16 protein-coding genes and 1 pseudogene are annotated in these 18435 nt (G+C 71.2%); 2 read left to right on the top strand and 15 right to left on the bottom strand.

What is annotated here, in order from left to right:
• A pseudogene (locus AB0M11_RS23695) lies at window positions 1-176 on the top strand (DUF349 domain-containing protein); the annotation flags it as partial.
• Window positions 177-257: 81 nt separating this feature from the next.
• On the opposite strand, the gene relA reads toward AB0M11_RS23695, so the two are convergent.
• The 15 genes from relA to pgsA form a co-directional block, all read right to left on the bottom strand.
• Window positions 258-2795, bottom strand: a complete 2538-nt coding sequence (gene relA / locus AB0M11_RS23690) for a GTP pyrophosphokinase (protein ID WP_365708566.1) — start codon at window positions 2793-2795, stop codon at window positions 258-260.
• 271 nt (window positions 2796-3066) lie between these two features.
• The gene (locus AB0M11_RS23685; protein ID WP_365708564.1) at window positions 3067-3606 is read right to left on the bottom strand and encodes an adenine phosphoribosyltransferase; all 540 of its coding nucleotides are present in this window, start codon (window positions 3604-3606) and stop codon (window positions 3067-3069) included.
• Complete coding sequence (secF, locus tag AB0M11_RS23680) at window positions 3603-4712, bottom strand: protein translocase subunit SecF (protein WP_365708562.1); 1110 nt, start codon at window positions 4710-4712, stop codon at window positions 3603-3605. The genes AB0M11_RS23685 and secF overlap by 4 nt, the downstream gene beginning before the upstream one ends.
• 3 nt (window positions 4713-4715) lie before the next feature.
• Window positions 4716-6518, bottom strand: coding sequence for a protein translocase subunit SecD (gene secD, locus AB0M11_RS23675; RefSeq protein WP_365708560.1), 1803 nt, complete (start codon window positions 6516-6518; stop codon window positions 4716-4718).
• Window positions 6519-6659: 141 nt separating this feature from the next.
• Window positions 6660-7193 (bottom strand): preprotein translocase subunit YajC, encoded by a 534-nt coding sequence (yajC, locus tag AB0M11_RS23670; protein ID WP_365708558.1) that lies wholly within the window; start codon window positions 7191-7193, stop codon window positions 6660-6662.
• A gap of 323 nt (window positions 7194-7516) precedes the next feature.
• Window positions 7517-8587 (bottom strand): Holliday junction branch migration DNA helicase RuvB, encoded by a 1071-nt coding sequence (ruvB, locus tag AB0M11_RS23665; RefSeq protein ID WP_365708556.1) that lies wholly within the window; start codon window positions 8585-8587, stop codon window positions 7517-7519.
• Between the two features lie 27 nt (window positions 8588-8614).
• Complete coding sequence (gene ruvA, locus AB0M11_RS23660; protein WP_365708554.1) at window positions 8615-9220, bottom strand: Holliday junction branch migration protein RuvA; 606 nt, start codon at window positions 9218-9220, stop codon at window positions 8615-8617.
• Window positions 9217-9756 (bottom strand): crossover junction endodeoxyribonuclease RuvC, encoded by a 540-nt coding sequence (ruvC, locus tag AB0M11_RS23655; RefSeq protein WP_365708552.1) that lies wholly within the window; start codon window positions 9754-9756, stop codon window positions 9217-9219. Before ruvC ends, ruvA begins: the two co-directional genes overlap by 4 nt.
• 204 nt (window positions 9757-9960) lie before the next feature.
• A complete protein-coding gene (locus AB0M11_RS23650) occupies window positions 9961-10713 on the bottom strand; it encodes a YebC/PmpR family DNA-binding transcriptional regulator (protein WP_365708550.1) in 753 nt (250 codons plus the stop codon).
• A gap of 52 nt (window positions 10714-10765) precedes the next feature.
• Window positions 10766-11374 (bottom strand): pyridoxal 5'-phosphate synthase glutaminase subunit PdxT, encoded by a 609-nt coding sequence (pdxT, locus tag AB0M11_RS23645; RefSeq protein ID WP_365708548.1) that lies wholly within the window; start codon window positions 11372-11374, stop codon window positions 10766-10768.
• 8 nt (window positions 11375-11382) lie between these two features.
• Entirely contained in the window at window positions 11383-12288 is a 906-nt protein-coding gene (gene pdxS / locus AB0M11_RS23640; protein WP_365708547.1) for a pyridoxal 5'-phosphate synthase lyase subunit PdxS, read from the bottom strand.
• Between the two features lie 106 nt (window positions 12289-12394).
• Window positions 12395-12946, bottom strand: coding sequence for a hypothetical protein (locus tag AB0M11_RS23635; protein WP_365708545.1), 552 nt, complete (start codon window positions 12944-12946; stop codon window positions 12395-12397).
• 140 nt (window positions 12947-13086) lie between these two features.
• Window positions 13087-14247: a glycosyltransferase family 4 protein gene (locus AB0M11_RS23630; RefSeq protein WP_365708543.1), complete on the bottom strand. Its 1161-nt coding sequence runs from the start codon at window positions 14245-14247 to the stop codon at window positions 13087-13089.
• The gene (locus tag AB0M11_RS23625; protein ID WP_365708541.1) at window positions 14244-15152 is read right to left on the bottom strand and encodes a phosphatidylinositol mannoside acyltransferase; all 909 of its coding nucleotides are present in this window, start codon (window positions 15150-15152) and stop codon (window positions 14244-14246) included. Before AB0M11_RS23625 ends, AB0M11_RS23630 begins: the two co-directional genes overlap by 4 nt.
• On the bottom strand, window positions 15149-15826 hold the full coding sequence (pgsA, locus tag AB0M11_RS23620; protein ID WP_365708539.1) for a phosphatidylinositol phosphate synthase: 678 nt from the start codon (window positions 15824-15826) through the stop codon (window positions 15149-15151). The genes AB0M11_RS23625 and pgsA overlap by 4 nt, the downstream gene beginning before the upstream one ends.
• Window positions 15827-16106: 280 nt before the next feature.
• Here pgsA and AB0M11_RS23615 point away from each other — a divergent pair, with 280 nt between their 5' ends.
• Window positions 16107-18305 carry an elongation factor G-like protein EF-G2 gene (locus tag AB0M11_RS23615; RefSeq protein WP_365708537.1) on the top strand — a complete coding sequence of 733 codons (2199 nt, stop codon included), beginning with the start codon at window positions 16107-16109 and terminating at the stop codon, window positions 18303-18305.
• The last annotated feature ends 130 nt before the right edge of the window (window positions 18306-18435 follow it).

Genomic DNA, 18435 nt, shown 5'->3' with positions numbered 1-18435 from the left:
GTGCCGCGGGCCTGACCGGCCAGCTGCAGGCCGCTGTGGACAAGCTGAAGGCGCAGATCGAGCAGGCCCGCGCCCAGGGCAACACGTCGAAGGCGGAGAAGCTGGAGCGTGAGCTGGAGGGCCGGCAGGCGCTCCTGGACCAGGCTCTCAAGGGCCTGCAGGAGTTCGGCGGCTGACGCCCGCTGCCAGGACACCCAGAGGGGCCCCGTACGCCGGTACGGGGCCCCTCTCGTCTCTCGTCGTTCCTCGCGGCCTCGCTACGACCGGTTGCGCGCCGAGGTGACCCGGTAGACGTCGTACACGCCCTCCACGCCCCGTACGGCCTTCAGGACGTGGCCCAGGTGCTTGGGGTCGCCCATCTCGAAGGTGAAGCGGGAGGTGGCCACCCGGTCGCGGGAGGTCTGCACGGCCGCGGAGAGGATGTTGACGTGCTGGTCGGACAGGACGCGGGTGACGTCCGAGAGGAGCCGGGAGCGGTCCAGGGCCTCGACCTGGATGGCGACCAGGAAGACCGAGGACTGGGTGGGCGCCCACTCGACGTCGAGGATGCGCTCGGGTTCGCGGGACAGTGACTCGACGTTGACGCAGTCGCTGCGGTGCACCGAGACTCCGCTGCCGCGGGTGACGAAGCCGATGATCGGGTCGCCGGGCACGGGGGTGCAGCAGCGGGCCAGCTTGACCCAGACGTCGTCGACGCCCTTCACGACCACGCCGGGGTCCTGGTTGCTGCGCCGCTTGCGGCCGCGGGTGCGCGACGGCGGGACCGCCTCGTCGATCTCCTCGGTGGCCGCCTCCTCGCCGCCGAGCGCCTGCACCAGCTTCTGCACGACGTTCTGCGCGGCCACATGGCCCTCGCCGATCGCCGCGTACAGCGAGGAGATGTCCGGGTAGCGCATCTCGTGGGCGAGGGTGACCAGCGAGTCGCCGGTGAGGATGCGCTGGATCGGCAGGTTCTGCTTGCGCATCGCGCGGACGATGGCGTCCTTGCCCTGCTCGATCGCCTCGTCCCGGCGCTCCTTGGAGAACCAGCCGCGGATCTTGTTGCGGGCGCGCGGGGACTTGACGAAGCCGAGCCAGTCGCGGGACGGTCCGGCCCCGGTCGCCTTGGAGGTGAAGACCTCGACCAGGTCGCCGTTGTCCAGGGTGGATTCGAGCGGGACGAGGCGGCCGTTGACCCTGGCCCCTATCGTCCGGTGGCCGACCTCGGTGTGCACGGCGTACGCGAAGTCGACGGGGGTGGCCCCGGCCGGGAGCGCTATGACGTCGCCCTTGGGCGTGAAGACGAAGACCTCGTTGCGCGAGAGGTCGAAGCGCAGGGACTCCAGGAACTCGCTGGGGTCCTCGGTCTCCTTCTGCCAGTCCAGCAGCTGCCGCAGCCAGGCCATGTCGTTGAGGTGGTCGTCCTTGCCCTTGCCGGACGACTTGGGCACGTCGGTGCGGACCTTCGAGGCACCGGCCACGGCCTCCTGCTTGTACTTCCAGTGCGCGGCGATGCCGTACTCGGCGCGGCGGTGCATGTCGAAGGTGCGGATCTGGAGTTCGACCGGCTTGCCGTTGGGGCCGATGACCGTCGTGTGCAGCGACTGGTACATGTTGAACTTGGGCATCGCGATGTAGTCCTTGAACCGCCCCGGAACCGGGTTCCAGCGGGCGTGGACGGTGCCCAGGGCCGCGTAGCAGTCGCGGACGGTGTCCACCAGGACGCGGATGCCCACCAGGTCGTAGATCTCCGCGAAGTCCCGGCCGCGGACGATCATCTTCTGGTAGACGCTGTAGTAGTGCTTCGGGCGGCCGGTGACCGTCGCCTTGATGCGGGCGGCGCGCAGGTCGGACTGGACCTCGTCGGTCACTATGGCCAGGTACTCGTCGCGCTTGGGGGCGCGCTCGGCGACCAGGCGGACGATTTCGTCGTACATCTTCGGGTAGAGGATCGCGAACGCGAGGTCCTCCAGCTCCCACTTGATGGTGTTCATGCCCAGCCGGTGGGCGAGCGGCGCGTAGATCTCCAGCGTCTCGCGCGCCTTCTTCTCCTGCTTCTCGCGCTTGAGGTAGCGCATGGTGCGCATGTTGTGCAGGCGGTCGGCGAGCTTGATGACCAAGACGCGCGGGTCCTTGGCCATGGCGACGACCATCTTGCGCACGGTCTCGGCCTGCGCGGCCTCGCCGAACTTGACCTTGTCCAGCTTGGTGACGCCGTCGACGAGCAGCGCGACCACGTCGCCGAAGTCGCGGCGCAGGTCCTCCAGGCCGTACTCGGTGTCCTCGACGGTGTCGTGCAGCAGGCCCGCCATCAGGGTCGCCGGGTCCATGCCCAGCTCGGCGAGGATGGTGGTCACCGCAAGCGGGTGCGTGATGTACGGGTCGCCGCTCTTGCGCTTCTGGCCGCGGTGCCAGCGCTCGGCGACCTGGTAGGCGCGCTCGATCTGGCGCAGGGTGGCGTTCTCGATCTTGGGGTCGTTGCTGCGGACTATGCGCAGCAGGGGCTCCAGGACCGGGTTGTACGGGTTGGCGCGCTGGACGCCGAGGCGGGCGAGACGGGCACGGACGCGGTTGGAGGAGCCCGAGCGGGCCGGCTGGCCGGCGCCGGGGCGGGCCGCGGGGGCCGCCTCGCGCTCGGGCGGGGCCGGCTTGGGACGCGCCTGGTCGGCCGACTTGTCGGCGGGCGCGGACTGGGCGTGCTCGACCGGCCCGCGGGTGTCGTTCTTCGCGTGCGGCGCGCTCGGCGCGGGCTTCGCCGCGGCCGCCGAGGCGGACTCGGGCTTGGCGGCGGTCAGGTGCTGGGCCTCGTCTGGCAAGAGGACTCCTCGTGCGCGATCCGGGTCCCCCAGTCAGGCCCCGGACAACCATGGTAGCGATCCGGCCGCCGCCGAACGTGCGGAGCCCGACCGAACAGCCGCCCGGACGGACATCCGGCTGTGGCCCTGACGGTGGTCCGGGCGCGGCTTTCGCGCTCCCCGCGCGGGCGGCGACCGCGCTCCCAGGGCACGTGCGGGCAGCGAGAGAACGGCACAGCCCCGAGTGGGCGATCTGGTCGCACTCGGGGCTGTGCCGTTCGCCAGACTCCGGTCAGACGGTGAGCAGCGCCTCCAGGGGGGCGCCCCGGAGAGCCGGTTCCAGGCGGGACCGGCCGCCCAGGAAGCCCAGCTCCATGAGGACGGCGAGGCCCGCGACCTCGGCGCCGGCCCGGCGGATGAGCTGGAGGGAGGCCTCCGCGGTGCCGCCGGTGGCGAGGACGTCGTCGACGACCAGGACGCGGTCGTCCGCGGACAGGTCCTCGGCGTGGACCTCGATCTCGGCGGAGCCGTACTCCAGGTCGTAGGCCTGCCGGAGGGTGGCTCCGGGCAGCTTGCCCGCCTTGCGGACCGGTATGAAGCCGAGGCCGGCGCGGACCGCGACCGGGGCGCCCAGGATGAAGCCCCGGGCCTCCAGTCCGACCACCTTGGTCGCGCCGGTGCTGACGGCGGTCTCCGCGAAGGCGTCGGTGAGCGCGGTGAAGGCGACCGGGTCCGCCAGGAGCGGCGTGATGTCCTTGAACATCACGCCCTGCTCCGGATAGTCCTCGACGTCCCGGATACGGCTGAGCAGCAGCTCCTTGATGTCGGTCACCGGCGCTTCCCCGACGGTCGGCCGCGACCGCCCCGGTTACGGGACGCGGGCTGGTTGCGCGGGCCGACGACGGCCGGAGCGGCGTCCTCGGGTCCCTCGGAGCCGCCGACCCGGGCCTCCGCCATCTCCTCCTCGGCGGCCGCCTGGGCGCGCTTGGCGAGGACGCGCTTCTTCAGCGCCTTCATCTGCGGCTCGGCCTCCTTGAGGTCGGCGACGAGCGGCGTGGCGATGAAGATCGAGGAGTAGGCACCCGCGGCGAGACCGACGAACAGCGACAGCGAGATGTCGTTGAGCGTGCCCGCGCCGAGGAAGCCGCCACCGATGAACAGCAGGCCCGCGACCGGCAGCAGCGCGACGACCGTGGTGTTGATCGAACGGACCAGGGTGCCGTTGATCGAGTGGTTGGCGATGTCGCTGTAGGTGAAGCGGGTCTGCTTGGTGATGTCCTTCGTCTGCTCCTTGAGGCTGTCGAAGACGACGACCGTGTCGTAGAGCGAGTAACCGAGGATCGTCAGCAGACCGATGACCGTACCGGGCGTGACCTCGAAGCCGACCAGGGCGTAGATACCGGTCGTGATGGTGATGTCGTGGATCAGCGCGACCAGGGCCGCGACGGCCATCCGCCACTCGAAGGCGATCGCCAGGTAGATCACCACGAGGACCATGAAGATGCCGAGGCCTTCCCAGGCCTTGTTGGCGATCTCGTCACCCCAGCTGGGGCCGACCAGGTCGGAGTTGATGGACTCGGGGTCCACGTTCATGTCCTTGGCCAGCTTGGCCTTGGTCGCGTCCGACTTCTCGGTGTCCATGCCGGCGATCTGGATGCGCAGGCCGCCCGTGCCGAGCTTCTGGACGACCGCGTCGTGGCCGGAGGCCTCCTTCGCGTAGGTCTCCGCCTGGGCCACCGAGACACTGGTCTTCGAGGTGGTGAAGACGGCGCCGCCCTGGAAGTCGATGCCCATGTTCAGGCCGCGCACCGCCAGGCCGACGATGGCCGTGATGGTGATCAGGATGGAGACGCCGTACCAGATCTTGCGCTTGCCGACGAAGTCGTAGCTGATCTCGCCGCGGTGGAGTCGGGCGCCGAGGTTGCCGAGTTTCGACATCGCTCACGCTTCCTTCGGGTCGACAGGGCCGGCGACGGGGCCGGCGGGACGGCGAGTGCGGCGCAGCGGGGCCTTGGCGCCCAGGCCCTTCGGGTCGAGCCCGGACCACTTGTGGCCGCTCGCGAAGAACTTACGCCGGGCGAGGACCGCCATCAGCGGCTTGGTGAAGAAGAACACGACGACCACGTCGAGCACGGTGGTCAGGCCGAGGGTGAAGGCGAAGCCCTGGACCTTGCCGACGGTCACGATGAACAGCACGGCGGCGGCCAGGAACGACACGAAGTCGGAGACCAGGATGGTGCGCCGGGCGCGCGGCCAGGCCCGCTCGACGGCGGGGCGCAGTGTGCGGCCCTCGCGGATCTCGTCCCGGATGCGTTCGAAGAACACGATGAACGAGTCGGCCGTGATGCCGATCGCGACGATCGCACCGCAGACGGCCGGCAGGTTCAGCGCGAAGTGGATCGTGGGGCCGAGCAGCGACATGATCGCGTAGGTGAGGATCGCGGACACCAGCAGCGAGGGGATCGCGACGAGCGACAGCCCGCGGTAGAAGGCCACCAGGTAGATGATGACCAGCGCGAGGCCGATGGCACCGGCCAGCAGACCGGCGTGCAGCTGCTCGCCGCCGAGGGCGGCGGTGACGGTGGTGACGCTCTGCGTCTTGAAGGACAGCGGGAGCGCGCCGTAGGACAGCATGTTGGCGAGGCTCTGGGCCTCTTCCTGGGTGAAGCTGCCGGAGATCTCCGCCTGGCCGCCGGTGATCGACTGGCTCACGGTCGGGCTGGAGACGACCTGGCCGTCGAGGACGATGCCGAACTCGTTCGTCGGCTGGGTGGCGTTCTTGGCGAGTTCGGCGGTGACGTCCGCGAACTTCTTGGCCCCGCCGCCGGTGAAGGACATCTGGACCTGCCAGCCGGCCGCACCCTGCGTGTCGAAGACCGCCTGGGCCTTCTTGACGTCGGTGCCGTCGACGCGGGCCGGGCCGAGCACGTACTTGTACCAGGCGTCGCCGATCTGGCCGCAGGCCACGGTGGTGTCGGTCGGCTTGGCGTTCTTGCCGGCGGTGGCTCGCTGCGTCGCCTTGGAGCAGTCGAGCGCGGCGTACTCGGCCTGCAGCTTGGACGCCGCGGCGGAGGCGCCCGCGCCGGCGGAGGAGGTGGCGGAGGGGCTGGCCGACGTGGAGGCGGACGCCGAGGACGACGGCGTGGAACCGGCCTTCAGGGCGTCGGTGACCGCACGGCCCTGCGACGTGGCGGAGGAGGACGGCGAGGGGGAGGACGAGGACGACCCGGTCGCCTTCTCGGACCCCGACGCGCTGCTCGACGGGGAGGAGCTCGGGGAGGCGCTGGAGCTGCCGCCGGCGGACGCGCTCGGAGAGGCGGTCGGCGTGGCGCCGGCGCTGGCCTCCTGGGCCAGGACCGGGCGGAAGTACAGCTTCGCGGTGGTGCCGACCTGCTGGCGGGCCTCTGCGGAGTTGGTGCCCTTGGGGATGTTGACGATGATGTTGCTGGTGCCCTGGGTCTGAACCTCCGTTTCCGACACGCCCAGACCGTTGACACGGCGGTTCATGATCGCGACCGCGGTGTCCATGTTGGTCTTGTTGATCGCGTTGGGCTGGCCCGGCTCGTTCTGCGCCTGCAGCGTGATGCTCGTACCACCGGCCAGGTCGATACCGAGACGCGGAGTGGTGTTCCCGGAGGCGAACATTCCGCCGGTGAGCGCCACGATGGCGATCAGAATGAGGGCCAGCGAGCGCCCTGGCCTGCTCTGGGCGCTCGCGCTCCGGCCCCTCTTAGGTGCTGCCACCTTCTTGTACTCCCTCTCGGGCCGCCGCGCGCCTGGTCGGTGCGGTCGGCCATGACATGGTGTCGGGATCCCGTGCGGGAAACAGACGCGCCCAGGGTGCGAGGTGCGCGTGGGACGTACGCACCGCTCCCCGGGACACGGCTACTTCGCGTCGGAGTCGCCGTCGGTCTTCTTCGGCTCTTCGTCGGCCTTCGCCTCGGCGGTCGCGGACTCGGCCGGCCCGTCGGGCTTGTGCTCCGCGTCCTCGGCCCCGTCCTCGGCGGCGTCCTTCTTCCCGAGGTCGACGGCCTTGTCGTCGGAGGCGGCGGCAGCGTCGGCGGACTCGTCGTCGGTCTCGGTGAGGGAGGAGGCGTCGTCCGGGACGACGTCGGCGTCGGACTTCAGGTCGTGCTCGATGCCGTGCACGATGCGGTTGTACTCGTCGTCCGTGAGGATGGCGCCGATCGCGTTCTTCGCGAAGAGGAGTTCGACACCCGGACCGGCGTCGAGGAGGACGGTGTCCTCGTTGACTTCCTTGACCGTCGCGTACATGCCCCCGATGGTGCGGACCCCGTTGCCGGGCTGGATCTCGTTCCGCATCTGCGTGGCCTGCTGCTGGCGCTTTTTGGTGGAGCGCGTCATCAGGACCATGGCCGCGATGAGGACGATGAACACGAGAAGAGGCAAGCTATTCACGGGACGGAATTTCCTTCGCGCAGCCGCGGCGGTGAGCGGCCTGGATGATGGGGGTGTGGTCGGCGCCGCCCGCGAAGGCGGCATCGGCGGAGTCTAAGCGAGTCCGCGCGCATGGAACAACGTTCAGCATGGCACCTGGGTTCCTGGGCCCGCCAATGCCCCGCCGTCACGAAGCGATCACGTCTGCGGCCGAAGCCTGGCCTCGGCGGGCACCGCCGCTGCGGGCCGGGGACACGGACCGGGCCAGGCTCCCCGCGGGACACGGCGCCCCGGCCGCGTTCTCACCGGCAACGGCCCGTGCACCGGACGCGCCGGGGCCCGGGTCAGGTGCCGAACAGGTCCTGCTGGCCGGTTCCGCCTGTGCCGCGTGGGGCGGTCAGGCCCAGGTGGGCCCAGGCGGCGGGGGTGGCGACGCGGCCGCGCGGCGTGCGGGCGAGCAGGCCCTCGCGGACCAGGAAGGGCTCGGCGACCTCCTCGACCGTCTCCCGCTCCTCCCCCACCGCGACGGCGAGGGTGGACAGGCCGACCGGGCCGCCGCCGAACAGCTTGAGCAGCGCCTCCAGGACGGCCCGGTCCAGCCGGTCCAGGCCACGCTCGTCCACCTCGTAGACGGCGAGCGCCGCATGCGCGATCTCGCGCGTGACCAGCCCGTCCGCCTTGACCTGCGCGTAGTCGCGGACGCGGCGCAGCAGCCGGTTGGCGATGCGTGGCGTGCCGCGCGAGCGGCCGGCGATCTCGGCAGCGCCGGCCGGCTCGATCTCGACGTCCAGCAGGTGCGCCGAGCGGTGCACCACCCGCTCCAGCTCGCGCGGCTCGTAGAACTCCATGTGCGCGGTGAAACCGAAGCGGTCGCGCAGTGGGGGCGGCAGCAGTCCCGCCCGTGTGGTGGCGCCGACCAGCGTGAACGGCGGCAGTTCGAGGGGGATGGCGGTGGCGCCCGGCCCCTTGCCGACGATGACGTCGACCCGGAAGTCCTCCATCGCCATGTACAGCATCTCCTCGGCGGGCCGCGACATGCGGTGGATCTCGTCGAGGAAGAGGACCTCGCCCTCCTGGAGGGAGGAGAGGATCGCGGCCAGGTCGCCGGCGTGCTGGATGGCGGGGCCCGAGGTGATGCGGATCGGGGCGCCCATCTCGGCCGCGATGATCATGGAAAGGGTGGTCTTGCCCAGGCCGGGGGCGCCGGAGAGCAGGACGTGGTCGGCGGTGGCGCCACGCGCGCGAGCGGCGCGCAGCACCAGGTCGAGCTGTTCGCGGACCTTCTCCTGGCCGATGAACTCGCCGAGGTCCTTGGGGCGCAGGGCGGCCTCGACGGCCTGGTCCTCGCGGTCGGCGACCGCGCCCACCAGCCGCTCCGCGTCGGCGCCGGTGTCCGTCGTGTCGTCCCAGTTCATAAGTGATGTGCCTCAGCGGTGGTGGGGTCAGCGGGCGCGGTTGAGGGTCTGTAGGGCCGCCTTGAGCAGCTGGCCGACCTGGGGCGGGCCCCCGGCGGCCTCGGCCTGCGGGGCGACGGCGGTGACGGCCTCGTCGGCCTCCCGGGTCGCGTACCCGAGGCCGATCAGGGCGGCGTGCAGCTGGTCGCGCCAGCCCTGGCTGACCGGGGTGCCGACCGCGGGGGCGCCGACGGGGGCGCCGAGACGGTCCTTCAGTTCCAGCAGCAGCTTCTGCGCGCCCTTCTTGCCGATGCCGGGGACGGCGATCAGCGCCTTCTCGTCACCGGTGGCCACCGCGCGGCGCAGCGCGTCGGGGCTGTGCACGGCCAGCATGGCCTGGGCGAGCCGCGGGCCGACCCCGCTCGCCGTCTGCAGCAGCTCGAAGACCTGGCGCTCGTCGTCGTCCGCGAAGCCGTAGAGGGTGAGCGAGTCCTCGCGCACGACCAGGGAGGTGGCGAGCTTGGCGGTCTGGCCCATGCGCAGCCCGGACAGGGTGTCGGGGGTGCACTGGACGGCGATGCCGATCCCGCCCACCTCGACCACCGCGGAGTCCGGGGCGAGGGCGGCGACCGGGCCGCTGACGAAGGCGATCATGCCGTACGGCCTTTCGTTGCGTGGGCTGCGTGCAGGGCGACGGCCTGCTGGAGTCGGTTCTGCGCGGGGGCGCGCCAGATGTGGCAGATGGCGAGCGCGAGGGCGTCGGCGGCGTCGGCGGGCCTGGGCGGGGCGCTGAGCCGGAGCAGCCGGGTGACCATGGCACCGACCTGGGCCTTGTCGGCACGTCCGGAACCGGTGACGGCGGCCTTGACCTCGCTGGGGGTGTGCAGGGCGACGGGGATGCCCCGGCGGGCGGCGCACAGCATGGCGACGGCACTGGCCTGGGCGGTGCCCATCACGGTGCGCACGTTGTGCTGGCTGAACACCCGCTCCACGGCGACGTATTCGGGTCGGTGCTCGTCCAGCCACTGCTCGATGCCCTGCTCGATGGCGACGAGGCGACGGCCGAGCTCGGCGTCCACGGGGGTCCGCACGACCCCCACGCCGACCATGGTGAGCGGTCGCCCGGCGACGCCCTCGACGACCCCGACACCGCACCGGGTCAGCCCGGGGTCCACTCCCAGTACACGCACCGTGCCCCCTCCCCTCTTCGCGGCCGAGCCCGCCGCCGCTTCCGCGGGCCCGGCTGAGCGCCTTCGTGGTCGCCCGACGGGCGGTTGCGGTCCGCGGACGGTGATCAACGGATGGTGCCAGGCTAGTCGGTCCCACTGACAACGGCGGCGGGCCGGTGGAGGGTGTCCCACCAGCCCGCCGAGTCGGCTCAGCCCGCGGCAGCGTTACGCGTCGACCTTCTCCATGACCTCGTCGCTGACGTCGAAGTTGGCGAAGACGTTCTGCACGTCGTCGCTGTCCTCCAGGGCGTCGATCAGCTTGAAGATCTTCTTGGCGCCCTCCTCGTCCAGCTCGACCTGCATGGTCGGGACGAAGTTGGCCTCGGCGGAGTCGTAGTCGATCCCGGCGTCCTGGAGGGCGGTGCGGACGGCGACCAGGTCGGTGGCCTCGCTGAGCACCTCGAAGGACTCACCCAGGTCGTTGACCTCCTCGGCGCCCGCGTCGAGGACCGCGCCGAGCACGTCGTCCTCGGTCAGCTCGCCCTTGGGGACGATCACGACACCCTTGCGGTTGAAGAGGTACGACACCGAGCCCGGGTCGGCCATCGAGCCGCCGTTGCGGGTCATGGCGACGCGGACGTCGGAGGCGGCGCGGTTGCGGTTGTCCGTGAGGCACTCGATGAGCACCGCGACGCCGTTCGGACCGTAGCCCTCGTACATGATCGTCTCGTAGTCGGCGCCGCCGGCCTCGAGCCCACCGCCGCGCTTGATCGCGGAGTCGATGTTCTTGTTCGGGACCGACTGCTTCTTCGCCTTCTGGACGGCGTCGTACAGCGTCGGGTTGCCTTCGAGGTCCACGCCGCCCATCCGCGCCGCGACCTCGATGTTCTTGATCAGCTTCGCGAAGAGCTTGCCGCGCTTGGCGTCGATCACGGCCTTCTTGTGCTTCGTCGTGGCCCATTTAGAGTGGCCGGACATCTGCCTGTCTCCTTCGCGTAACCCATCCAAACAACGAACGCCAGAGATCCTACTAGGACTCGGTCGCCCGGTTCGCGTGCACCATGTCGACGAACAGGGAGTGCACGCGGTGGTCGCCGGTCAGTTCCGGGTGGAACGACGTGGCGAGCGCGTTGCCCTGGCGGACCGCGACGATGTGGCCGTCGTGCTCGGCGAGCACCTCGACGTCGGCACCCACGGACTCGACCCAGGGGGCGCGGATGAACACGCCCTCTACAGGATCGCCGTGGATCCCGCGCACGTCGACCGCCGCCTCGAACGACTCGTTCTGCCGCCCGAAGGCGTTGCGGCGCACGATCATGTCGATGCCGCCGATCGTCTCCTGGCCCGAGCGCGGGTCGAGGATCTTGTCGGCGAGCATGATCATGCCCGCACAGGTGCCGTAGACGGGCATCCCGGCCCGCACGCGCGCGCGGAGCGGCTCCATCACGCCGAACAGGACGGCCAGCTTGGAGATGGTGGTGGACTCGCCGCCGGGGATGACGAGGCCGTCCACCTCGGCGAGTTCGTCGGGGCGCCGGACCGGCCTGGCCACGGCGTCGGCCGCGGCCAGGGCGATGAGGTGCTCCCGTACGTCGCCCTGGAGGGCCAGGACGCCTATGACAGGGGCTTCGGTGCTCATGGAGGTGCTTACCAGCCGCGGTTGGCGTAGCGCTCGGTCTCGGGGAGGGTGTCGCAGTTGATGCCGACCATGGCCTCGCCGAGGTTGCGGGACGCGTCCGCGATGATCTTCGGGTCGTCGTAGAAGGTGGTCGCCTTGACGATGGCGGCGGCGCGCTTGGCCGGGTCGCCGGACTTGAAGATGCCGGAGCCGACGAAGACGCCCTCGGCGCCGAGCTGCCGCATCAGGGCGGCGTCGGCCGGAGTGGCGACGCCACCGGCGGAGAACAGCACCACCGGGAGCTTGCCGAGCTCGGCGACCTCCTTGACCAGCTCGTAGGGGGCGCGCAGCTCCTTGGCGGCGGCGTACAGCTCGTTGTTGTCGCAGCCGCGCAGCTTGGCGATCTCGCCCTTGATCTGGCGCAGGTGGCGGACGGCCTCGACGACGTTGCCGGTGCCGGCCTCGCCCTTGGAGCGGATCATGGCCGCGCCCTCGGCGATGCGGCGCAGGGCCTCGCCGAGGTTGGTGGCGCCGCAGACGAAGGGGGTGGTGAAGGCCCACTTGTCGGAGTGGTTGACCTCGTCGGCCGGGGTAAGGACCTCGGACTCGTCGATGTAGTCGACGCCGAGCGACTGCAGGACCTGGGCCTCGACGAAGTGGCCGATCCGGGACTTGGCCATCACCGGGATCGAGACCGCGTCGATGATGCCCTCGATCATGTCCGGGTCGGACATCCGGGCCACCCCGCCGTCCTTGCGGATGTCGGCCGGGACCCGCTCCAGGGCCATGACGGCGACGGCGCCGGCGTCCTCGGCGATCTTCGCCTGCTCCGGCGTGACGACGTCCATGATCACGCCGCCCTTGAGCTGCTCGGCCATGCCGCGCTTGACGCGGGCGGTGCCGGTCTCGGGGGTCTGGTTCTCACTGGTGGACACGGGTGACCTCACTCGCTGAAAAAGAGGGTTTCTGCGAACACCGAGGAAACGCGAGGGGACCAGTCCACAGCAAGGGCCAATGGGAAGCCGGTGGATCCTTTTGCGCTCAGGCCGGACGCTCGGCCAGCGCGGCGGGCGGTTCGTCGTCCATCTCGAAGGCCGGCGGGAAGGGCGCGTGTCCGGCCAGCCGGAACCAGCGGACCTTGCGGTGTTCGCGCAGCCGGCGGGCCGCGCCGACGGCGTCGTTGTGGAAGCGGCGGGCCATCGGGACCCGGCGCACGGCCTCGGCCAGCTCGCTCGCGGCGGCGTCGCCGCCGGGGGCCTGACGGACCTCCTCGACCTGCTGAGGGTGCTCGAAGACGGCCCGCAGGGCCTGGCTCAGTTCGCTCTCCGCGACCTCCCGCTGCTCCTCCTCGGCCTGCCGGGCGGCGTGCGCGGCCTCGTACAGCACTATCGAGGAGGCGGGGTCCAGCACCCCCGAGGTCGCCAGCTCCTGGGCCACGGAGGCGCGCCGCAGCAACTGCGCGTCCAGGGCGGCACGGGCCGCGTCGATCCGGGAGTGCAGCCGGTCCAGTCGACCGGCGGTCCAGCTCAGATAGAGCCCGATCACCACGAGGGCGGCAAGGATGCAGAGGGTCCAGACGAGGGAAGCGCTCACGGGCGAAACGCTATAGGACGCGCCGCACACCCAGCCCCCACAGGACGCCCCGCACCAGCGCCCCGAAGGGGCGCGGGGAACTGCGCGACCAGCCACGACGGCGCTGCACCCGGAAGACGGCGGCCCTCCCAGCGCAGCGCTCAGTCCCGCGCCAGCCCGAATCGCGCCCGGAGCCCCGAGCGCTCGTCGGCCGCCACCGCCGCCGCGCCCGCCGTCACCGTCTCGTAGACGGACAGGATGTCCGCGCCCACGGTGGACCAGTCGAAGCGCCGTACGTGCACGCTGCCCCGGGCACTCAGCTCGGCCCGGCGCTCCGGGTCCGCCAGGAGCCGTACCGCCGCTTCCGCCAGCGCGTCCGCGTCCTCGTTGGCGAAGAGCTCCCCCGCCGCGCCCTGGTCCAGGACCTGGGTGAAGGCGTCGAGGTCGGAGGCGAGCACCGGGGCGCCCGCGGACAGGGCTTCGACCAGGATGATCCCGAAGCTCTCGCCGCCCGTGTTGGGCGCGATGTACAGGTCGAGGCTGCGCAGGAAGCGGGCCTTGTCCGCGTCGCTGATCATGCCGAGGAACTCCACCCGGGAGCGCAGCTCGGCGGGGAGGGACTCGATCGCGGCCTCCTCGTCGCCCCGGCCGGCCACCAGGAGCCGGGTCGCCGGGCGGGCGGCGAGGATCCTGGGCAGGGCCTTCATCAGCACCGGGAGGCCCTTGCGGGGCTCGTCGATGCGGCCGATGAAGCCGATGGTGTCCCCCTGCCACTCGGGCCGCGGCTCGGCCTTGGCGAAGAAGTCGACGTCGACGCCGTTGGGGATCACGACCGCGTCACCGCCGAGGTGCTCCACCAGGGTGCGGCGGGCGTACTCGCTCACCGCGATGCGGGCGCTGATCTTCTCCAGGGCGGCCTGGAGGATCGAGTACGCCGCGATCATCGCGCGGGAGCGCGGGTTGGAGGTGTGGAAGGTCGCCACCATCGGGCCCTGGGCCGCCCAGCAGGTCAGCAGGCCGAGCGAGGGCGAGGTCGGCTCGTGGATGTGGACCACGTCGAACGCGCCGTCGTGCAGCCAGCGGCGCACCCGCGCGGCGGACAGGAAGCCGAAGTTGAGCCGGGCCACCGAGCCGTTGTACGGCACCGGGACCGCGCGGCCCGCCGAGACGACGTAGGGCGGCAGCGGGGTGTCGTCGTCGGCGGGGGCGAGGACCGAGACGTCGTGGCCCAGGCCGATGAAGTACTCGGCGAGGTCGCGGATGTGGAACTGCACACCACCCGGGACATCCCAGGAATAGGGGCAGACGATGCCGATCCTCACGACGGTCCCTTCGCGGGGTCGAGGTCGGCGAGCCACAAGCGCTGGAGCATGTGCCAGTCCTCCGGATGGTCGGCGATCCCGGTGGCGAAGGCGTCGGCCAGCGCCTGTGTCATGACAGACGTCCTCGCGGCCCTGTCACCTGACTCGGGTACCTCGATCGGGGCATGCACCCGGCCCTTCATGACGGGGGTGTCGTCGTACCAGAGCGTCACGGGGAGCAGGTGGGCGCCGGTCTGCTGGGCCAGCAGGGCCGGACCGGCGGGCATCCGCGCGGCGGAGCCGAAGAAGTCGACCTCGATGCCGGAGGCGGACAGGTCGCGGTCGGCGACCAGGCAGACCAGGCCGCCGTCGCGCAGCCTGCGGGCCAGGGTGCCGAAGGCGGTGCCGCCGCTGTGCGGGAGGACCTCCATGCCGAGGCCCTCGCGGTAGGCGACGAAACGGTCGTACAGGGTCTCCGGCTTGAGCCGCTCGGCGACCGTGGTGAACGGCGTCTTCAGTTCGGTGGTGACCCAGGCGCCCGCGAGGTCCCAGTTGGCCAGGTGCGGCAGCGCGAGGATCACCCCGCGGCCGGAGGCGAGGCCGTCGGTGAGGTGGTGGAGGCCCTTGGGGGCGAAGCCGGCGCGGATCCGCTCCTCGCCCCAGGACGGCAGCCGGAAGGACTCCATCCAGTAGCGCAGGTAGGAGCGCATGCCCGCGCGGGAGAGCTCGCGCAGCCGCTCGGCAGTCGCCTCCGGCAGCACCCGCGCGTAGTTCGACTCGAGTCGCTGGACGCCCTTGCCGCGCTGCTTCCAGGCGAGGTCCGCGAGGGAGTTGCCGAGACGCACGGCGACCGGCTCGGGGAGCTTCTTGACGGTGCTCCAGCCGACACCGTAGAGCGCGTCGGTGAGCCGGTCGGTCGCGGTCACTGCGCGGCCTCGCTCCCGTGGGAGGCCTTCTCCCGCTCGGCCGCGGCCTCGGCCTCGGCGGACTCCCGGCGGACCGTGACGACCCGCTGGACCAGGGTGACCAGGCTGCCCACGGCGACGATCCACAAGGCGATCGGCAGCAGGATCTGGATGTGCGGCACACCGAACTTGTGGAAACCGGCCAGACCGGCCGCCACCAGGGAGATCACCAGGCGCTCGGCGCGCTCCACGAGACCGTTGACGGCCACCGGCAGCCCGATCGACTCGCCGCGCGCCTTGGTGTACGACACCACCTGGCCGCTGGCCAGGCAGAAGATCGAGACCGCGCACAGCGCGTTGTTGTCGCCGTTGCCCGCGTACCAGAGGGCGAAGCCGCCGAAGATCGCGCCGTCGGCGACCCGGTCCAGGGTGGAGTCCAGGAAGGCGCCCCAGCGGCTGGTGCGGCCCAGCTGGCGGGCCATGTTGCCGTCCACCAGGTCCGAGAACACGAAGAGCGTGATCACGATCGTGCCCCAGAAGAACTCGCCCCGGGGGAAGAAGACCAGCGCGCCCGCGACCACTCCGGCCGTGCCGAGGAGCGTGACCGTGTCCGGGCTCACGCCCCGGCGGATGAGAAACGCGGCGAACGGTGTGAGGACACGCGTGAAGAATGCACGCGCGTACTTGTTCAGCATGGCCTTCCCGACGGTCGTTGCGCCGTGCGGCCCCTGCTGGCCACCCCGGCTGGCCCATCGTAGCCACGCGCGCGTGTGTGCGAGGGGTGGGCACTCACAGACGGGTCCGGCGGCCGGGCCGGAGGCGTCCTCGGGGCGCGATCACGTCCTTCGTATGGACGCACCGTGACCGGAGTGGAAAGCTCGAATAACCGCGGGCGTCATCGGAGCCGCCACCGCACGCGGCCCGCCATGCTCGCCCGCGCCCACAGAGACCTCACCGTGCACGGGAGGCAAAACCATGGGCGACAAGGTCAAGGAACACCCCGGAGCCGCCGGCAGGGCAAGGGCGGCCGACCACCCCGCGTCTGTACGGAATGTGGTGCTGGTCGGCCACTCCGGATCGGGCAAGACCACCTTGGTGGAGGCGCTCGCGCTGACCGCGGGAGCGGTGAACCGCGCGGGCCGCGTGGAGGACGGCGGGACCGTCTCCGACTACGACGACATCGAGCACCGGCAGCAGCGCTCCGTACAGCTGTCCCTGGTGCCGGTCGACTGGAACGGAATCAAGATCAACATCCTGGACACCCCGGGATACGCCGACTTCGTCGGAGAGCTGAGGGCCGGTCTGCGCGCGGCGGACGCGGCTCTCTTCGTCGTCTCGGCCTCGGACGGGGTGGACGGCTCGACCCGGATGGTGTGGGAGGAGTGCGCCGCGGTCGGGATGCCGCGGGCGATCGTCATCACGCACCTGGAGGCCGCCCGCGCGGACTTCCAGGAGATGACCCGGGTCTGCGCCGAGGCTTTCGGCGGCGACGACCCGGACGCCGTGCTCCCCCTCTACCTGCCGCTGCACGGCCCGCAGGGGCCGGACGGACACGCGCCCGTGACCGGTCTGGTGGGGCTGCTCACGCAGAAGCTGTTCGACTACTCCACCGGCGAGCGCAAGGAGTCCGAGCCGGGACCCGACCAGCTGCCGGACATCGAGGACGCCCGCAACCGGCTCATCGAGGGGATCATCTCGGAGAGCGAGGACGAGACGCTCATGGACCGCTATCTGGGCGGCGAGCAGATCGACCTCAAGACGCTGATCGAGGACCTGGAGCGGGCTGTCGCGCGCGGGGCCTTCTTCCCCGTCCTGGCCGCCGCCCCCGCGGCCGAGGGCGCCCGCCAGGGGCTCGGCACGGTCGAACTCCTGGAGTTGGTCACCGGCGGCTTCCCGACCCCCTTCGAACACCCCACGCCCGGGGTCACCACCATCGACGGCACACCACGCGACATCCAGCCGTGCGACACCGGCGGCCCGCTGGTCGCCGAGGTGGTGAAGACCGCCTCCGACCCCTACGTGGGCCGGGTCTCGCTGGTGCGGGTGTTCTCCGGCACCCTGCGCCCCGACGAGACGGTCCACGTCTCCGGGCACGGGCTGGCCGACCGCGGCCACGAGGATCACGACGTCGACGAGAAGATCGGCGCCCTGTCCACGCCGTTCGGCAAACAGCAGCGTCCGGTCACGCACGTCATCGCCGGCGATCTGGCCTGCGTGGCGAAGCTCGGCCGCGCGGAGACCGGGGACACCCTCTCCGGCAAGGACGACCCGCTGCTCATGGAACCGTGGGAGATGCCGGACCCGCTGCTGCCGCTCGCCATAGAGGCGCACAGCAAGGCCGACGAGGACAAGCTCTCGCAAGGTCTTGCCCGGCTGGTCGCCGAGGACCCGACCATGCGGCTCGAACAGAACCAGGACACCCACCAGGTGGTGCTGTGGTGCCTGGGTGAGGCGCACGCGGACGTCGCCCTGGAGCGGCTGCGCAGCCGCTACGGCGTCCAGGTCGACGTCGTCCCGCACAAGGTGTCCCTCCGGGAGACGTTCGCCGGCAAGTCCGCCGGGCGCGGCCGGCACGTCAAACAGTCCGGCGGCCACGGGCAGTTCGCGATCTGCGAGATCGAGGTGGAACCCCTGCCGGGCGGCTCCGGCATCGAGTTCGTGGACAAGGTGGTCGGCGGAGCGGTGCCCCGGCAGTTCATCCCGTCGGTGGAGAAGGGCATCAGGGCCCAGGCCGCCAAGGGTGTCGCCGCCGGCTACCAGCTGGTCGACGTGCGGGTCACCCTGCTCGACGGCAAGGCGCACTCGGTGGACTCCTCCGACGCCGCCTTCCAGACGGCCGGCGCGCTGGCGCTGCGGGAGGCCGCGGCGGACGCGAAGATCCATCTCCTGGAGCCGGTGGCCGAGGTGTCCGTGCTGGTCGGCGACGACTACGTGGGCGCCGTGATGAGCGACCTGTCCGGACGGCGCGGCCGGGTGCTGGGCACCGAGCAGACCAGCGGCGGGCGCACCCTCGTCAAGGCCGAGGTGCCGGAGTTCGAGATCGGCCGGTACGCGGTCGACCTGCGCTCCCTCTCGCACGGGACGGCACGGTTCAGCCGTTCCTACGCCCGGCACGAGCCGATGCCCCCGCAGATCGCCCAGAAGATCCGCGAACAGGCCGAAAAAGTCTCCTAGCCGGGTGGTGACGGAGTGTCCGGCGGACGGCTTCGGCCGTCCGCCGAACGCCTGTCGGTGGCTGGGGATACTCTGAGTACTTGATCAACAGGTGTGCGGAGTACGGAAGTCGGGAAGGCCGCAGAAGCGG

It is taken from the genome of Streptomyces sp. NPDC051987 (genome assembly GCF_040680735.1).
Lineage (GTDB): Bacteria > Actinomycetota > Actinomycetes > Streptomycetales > Streptomycetaceae > Streptomyces.
This window is presented reverse-complemented; position numbering and strand designations above follow the sequence as displayed.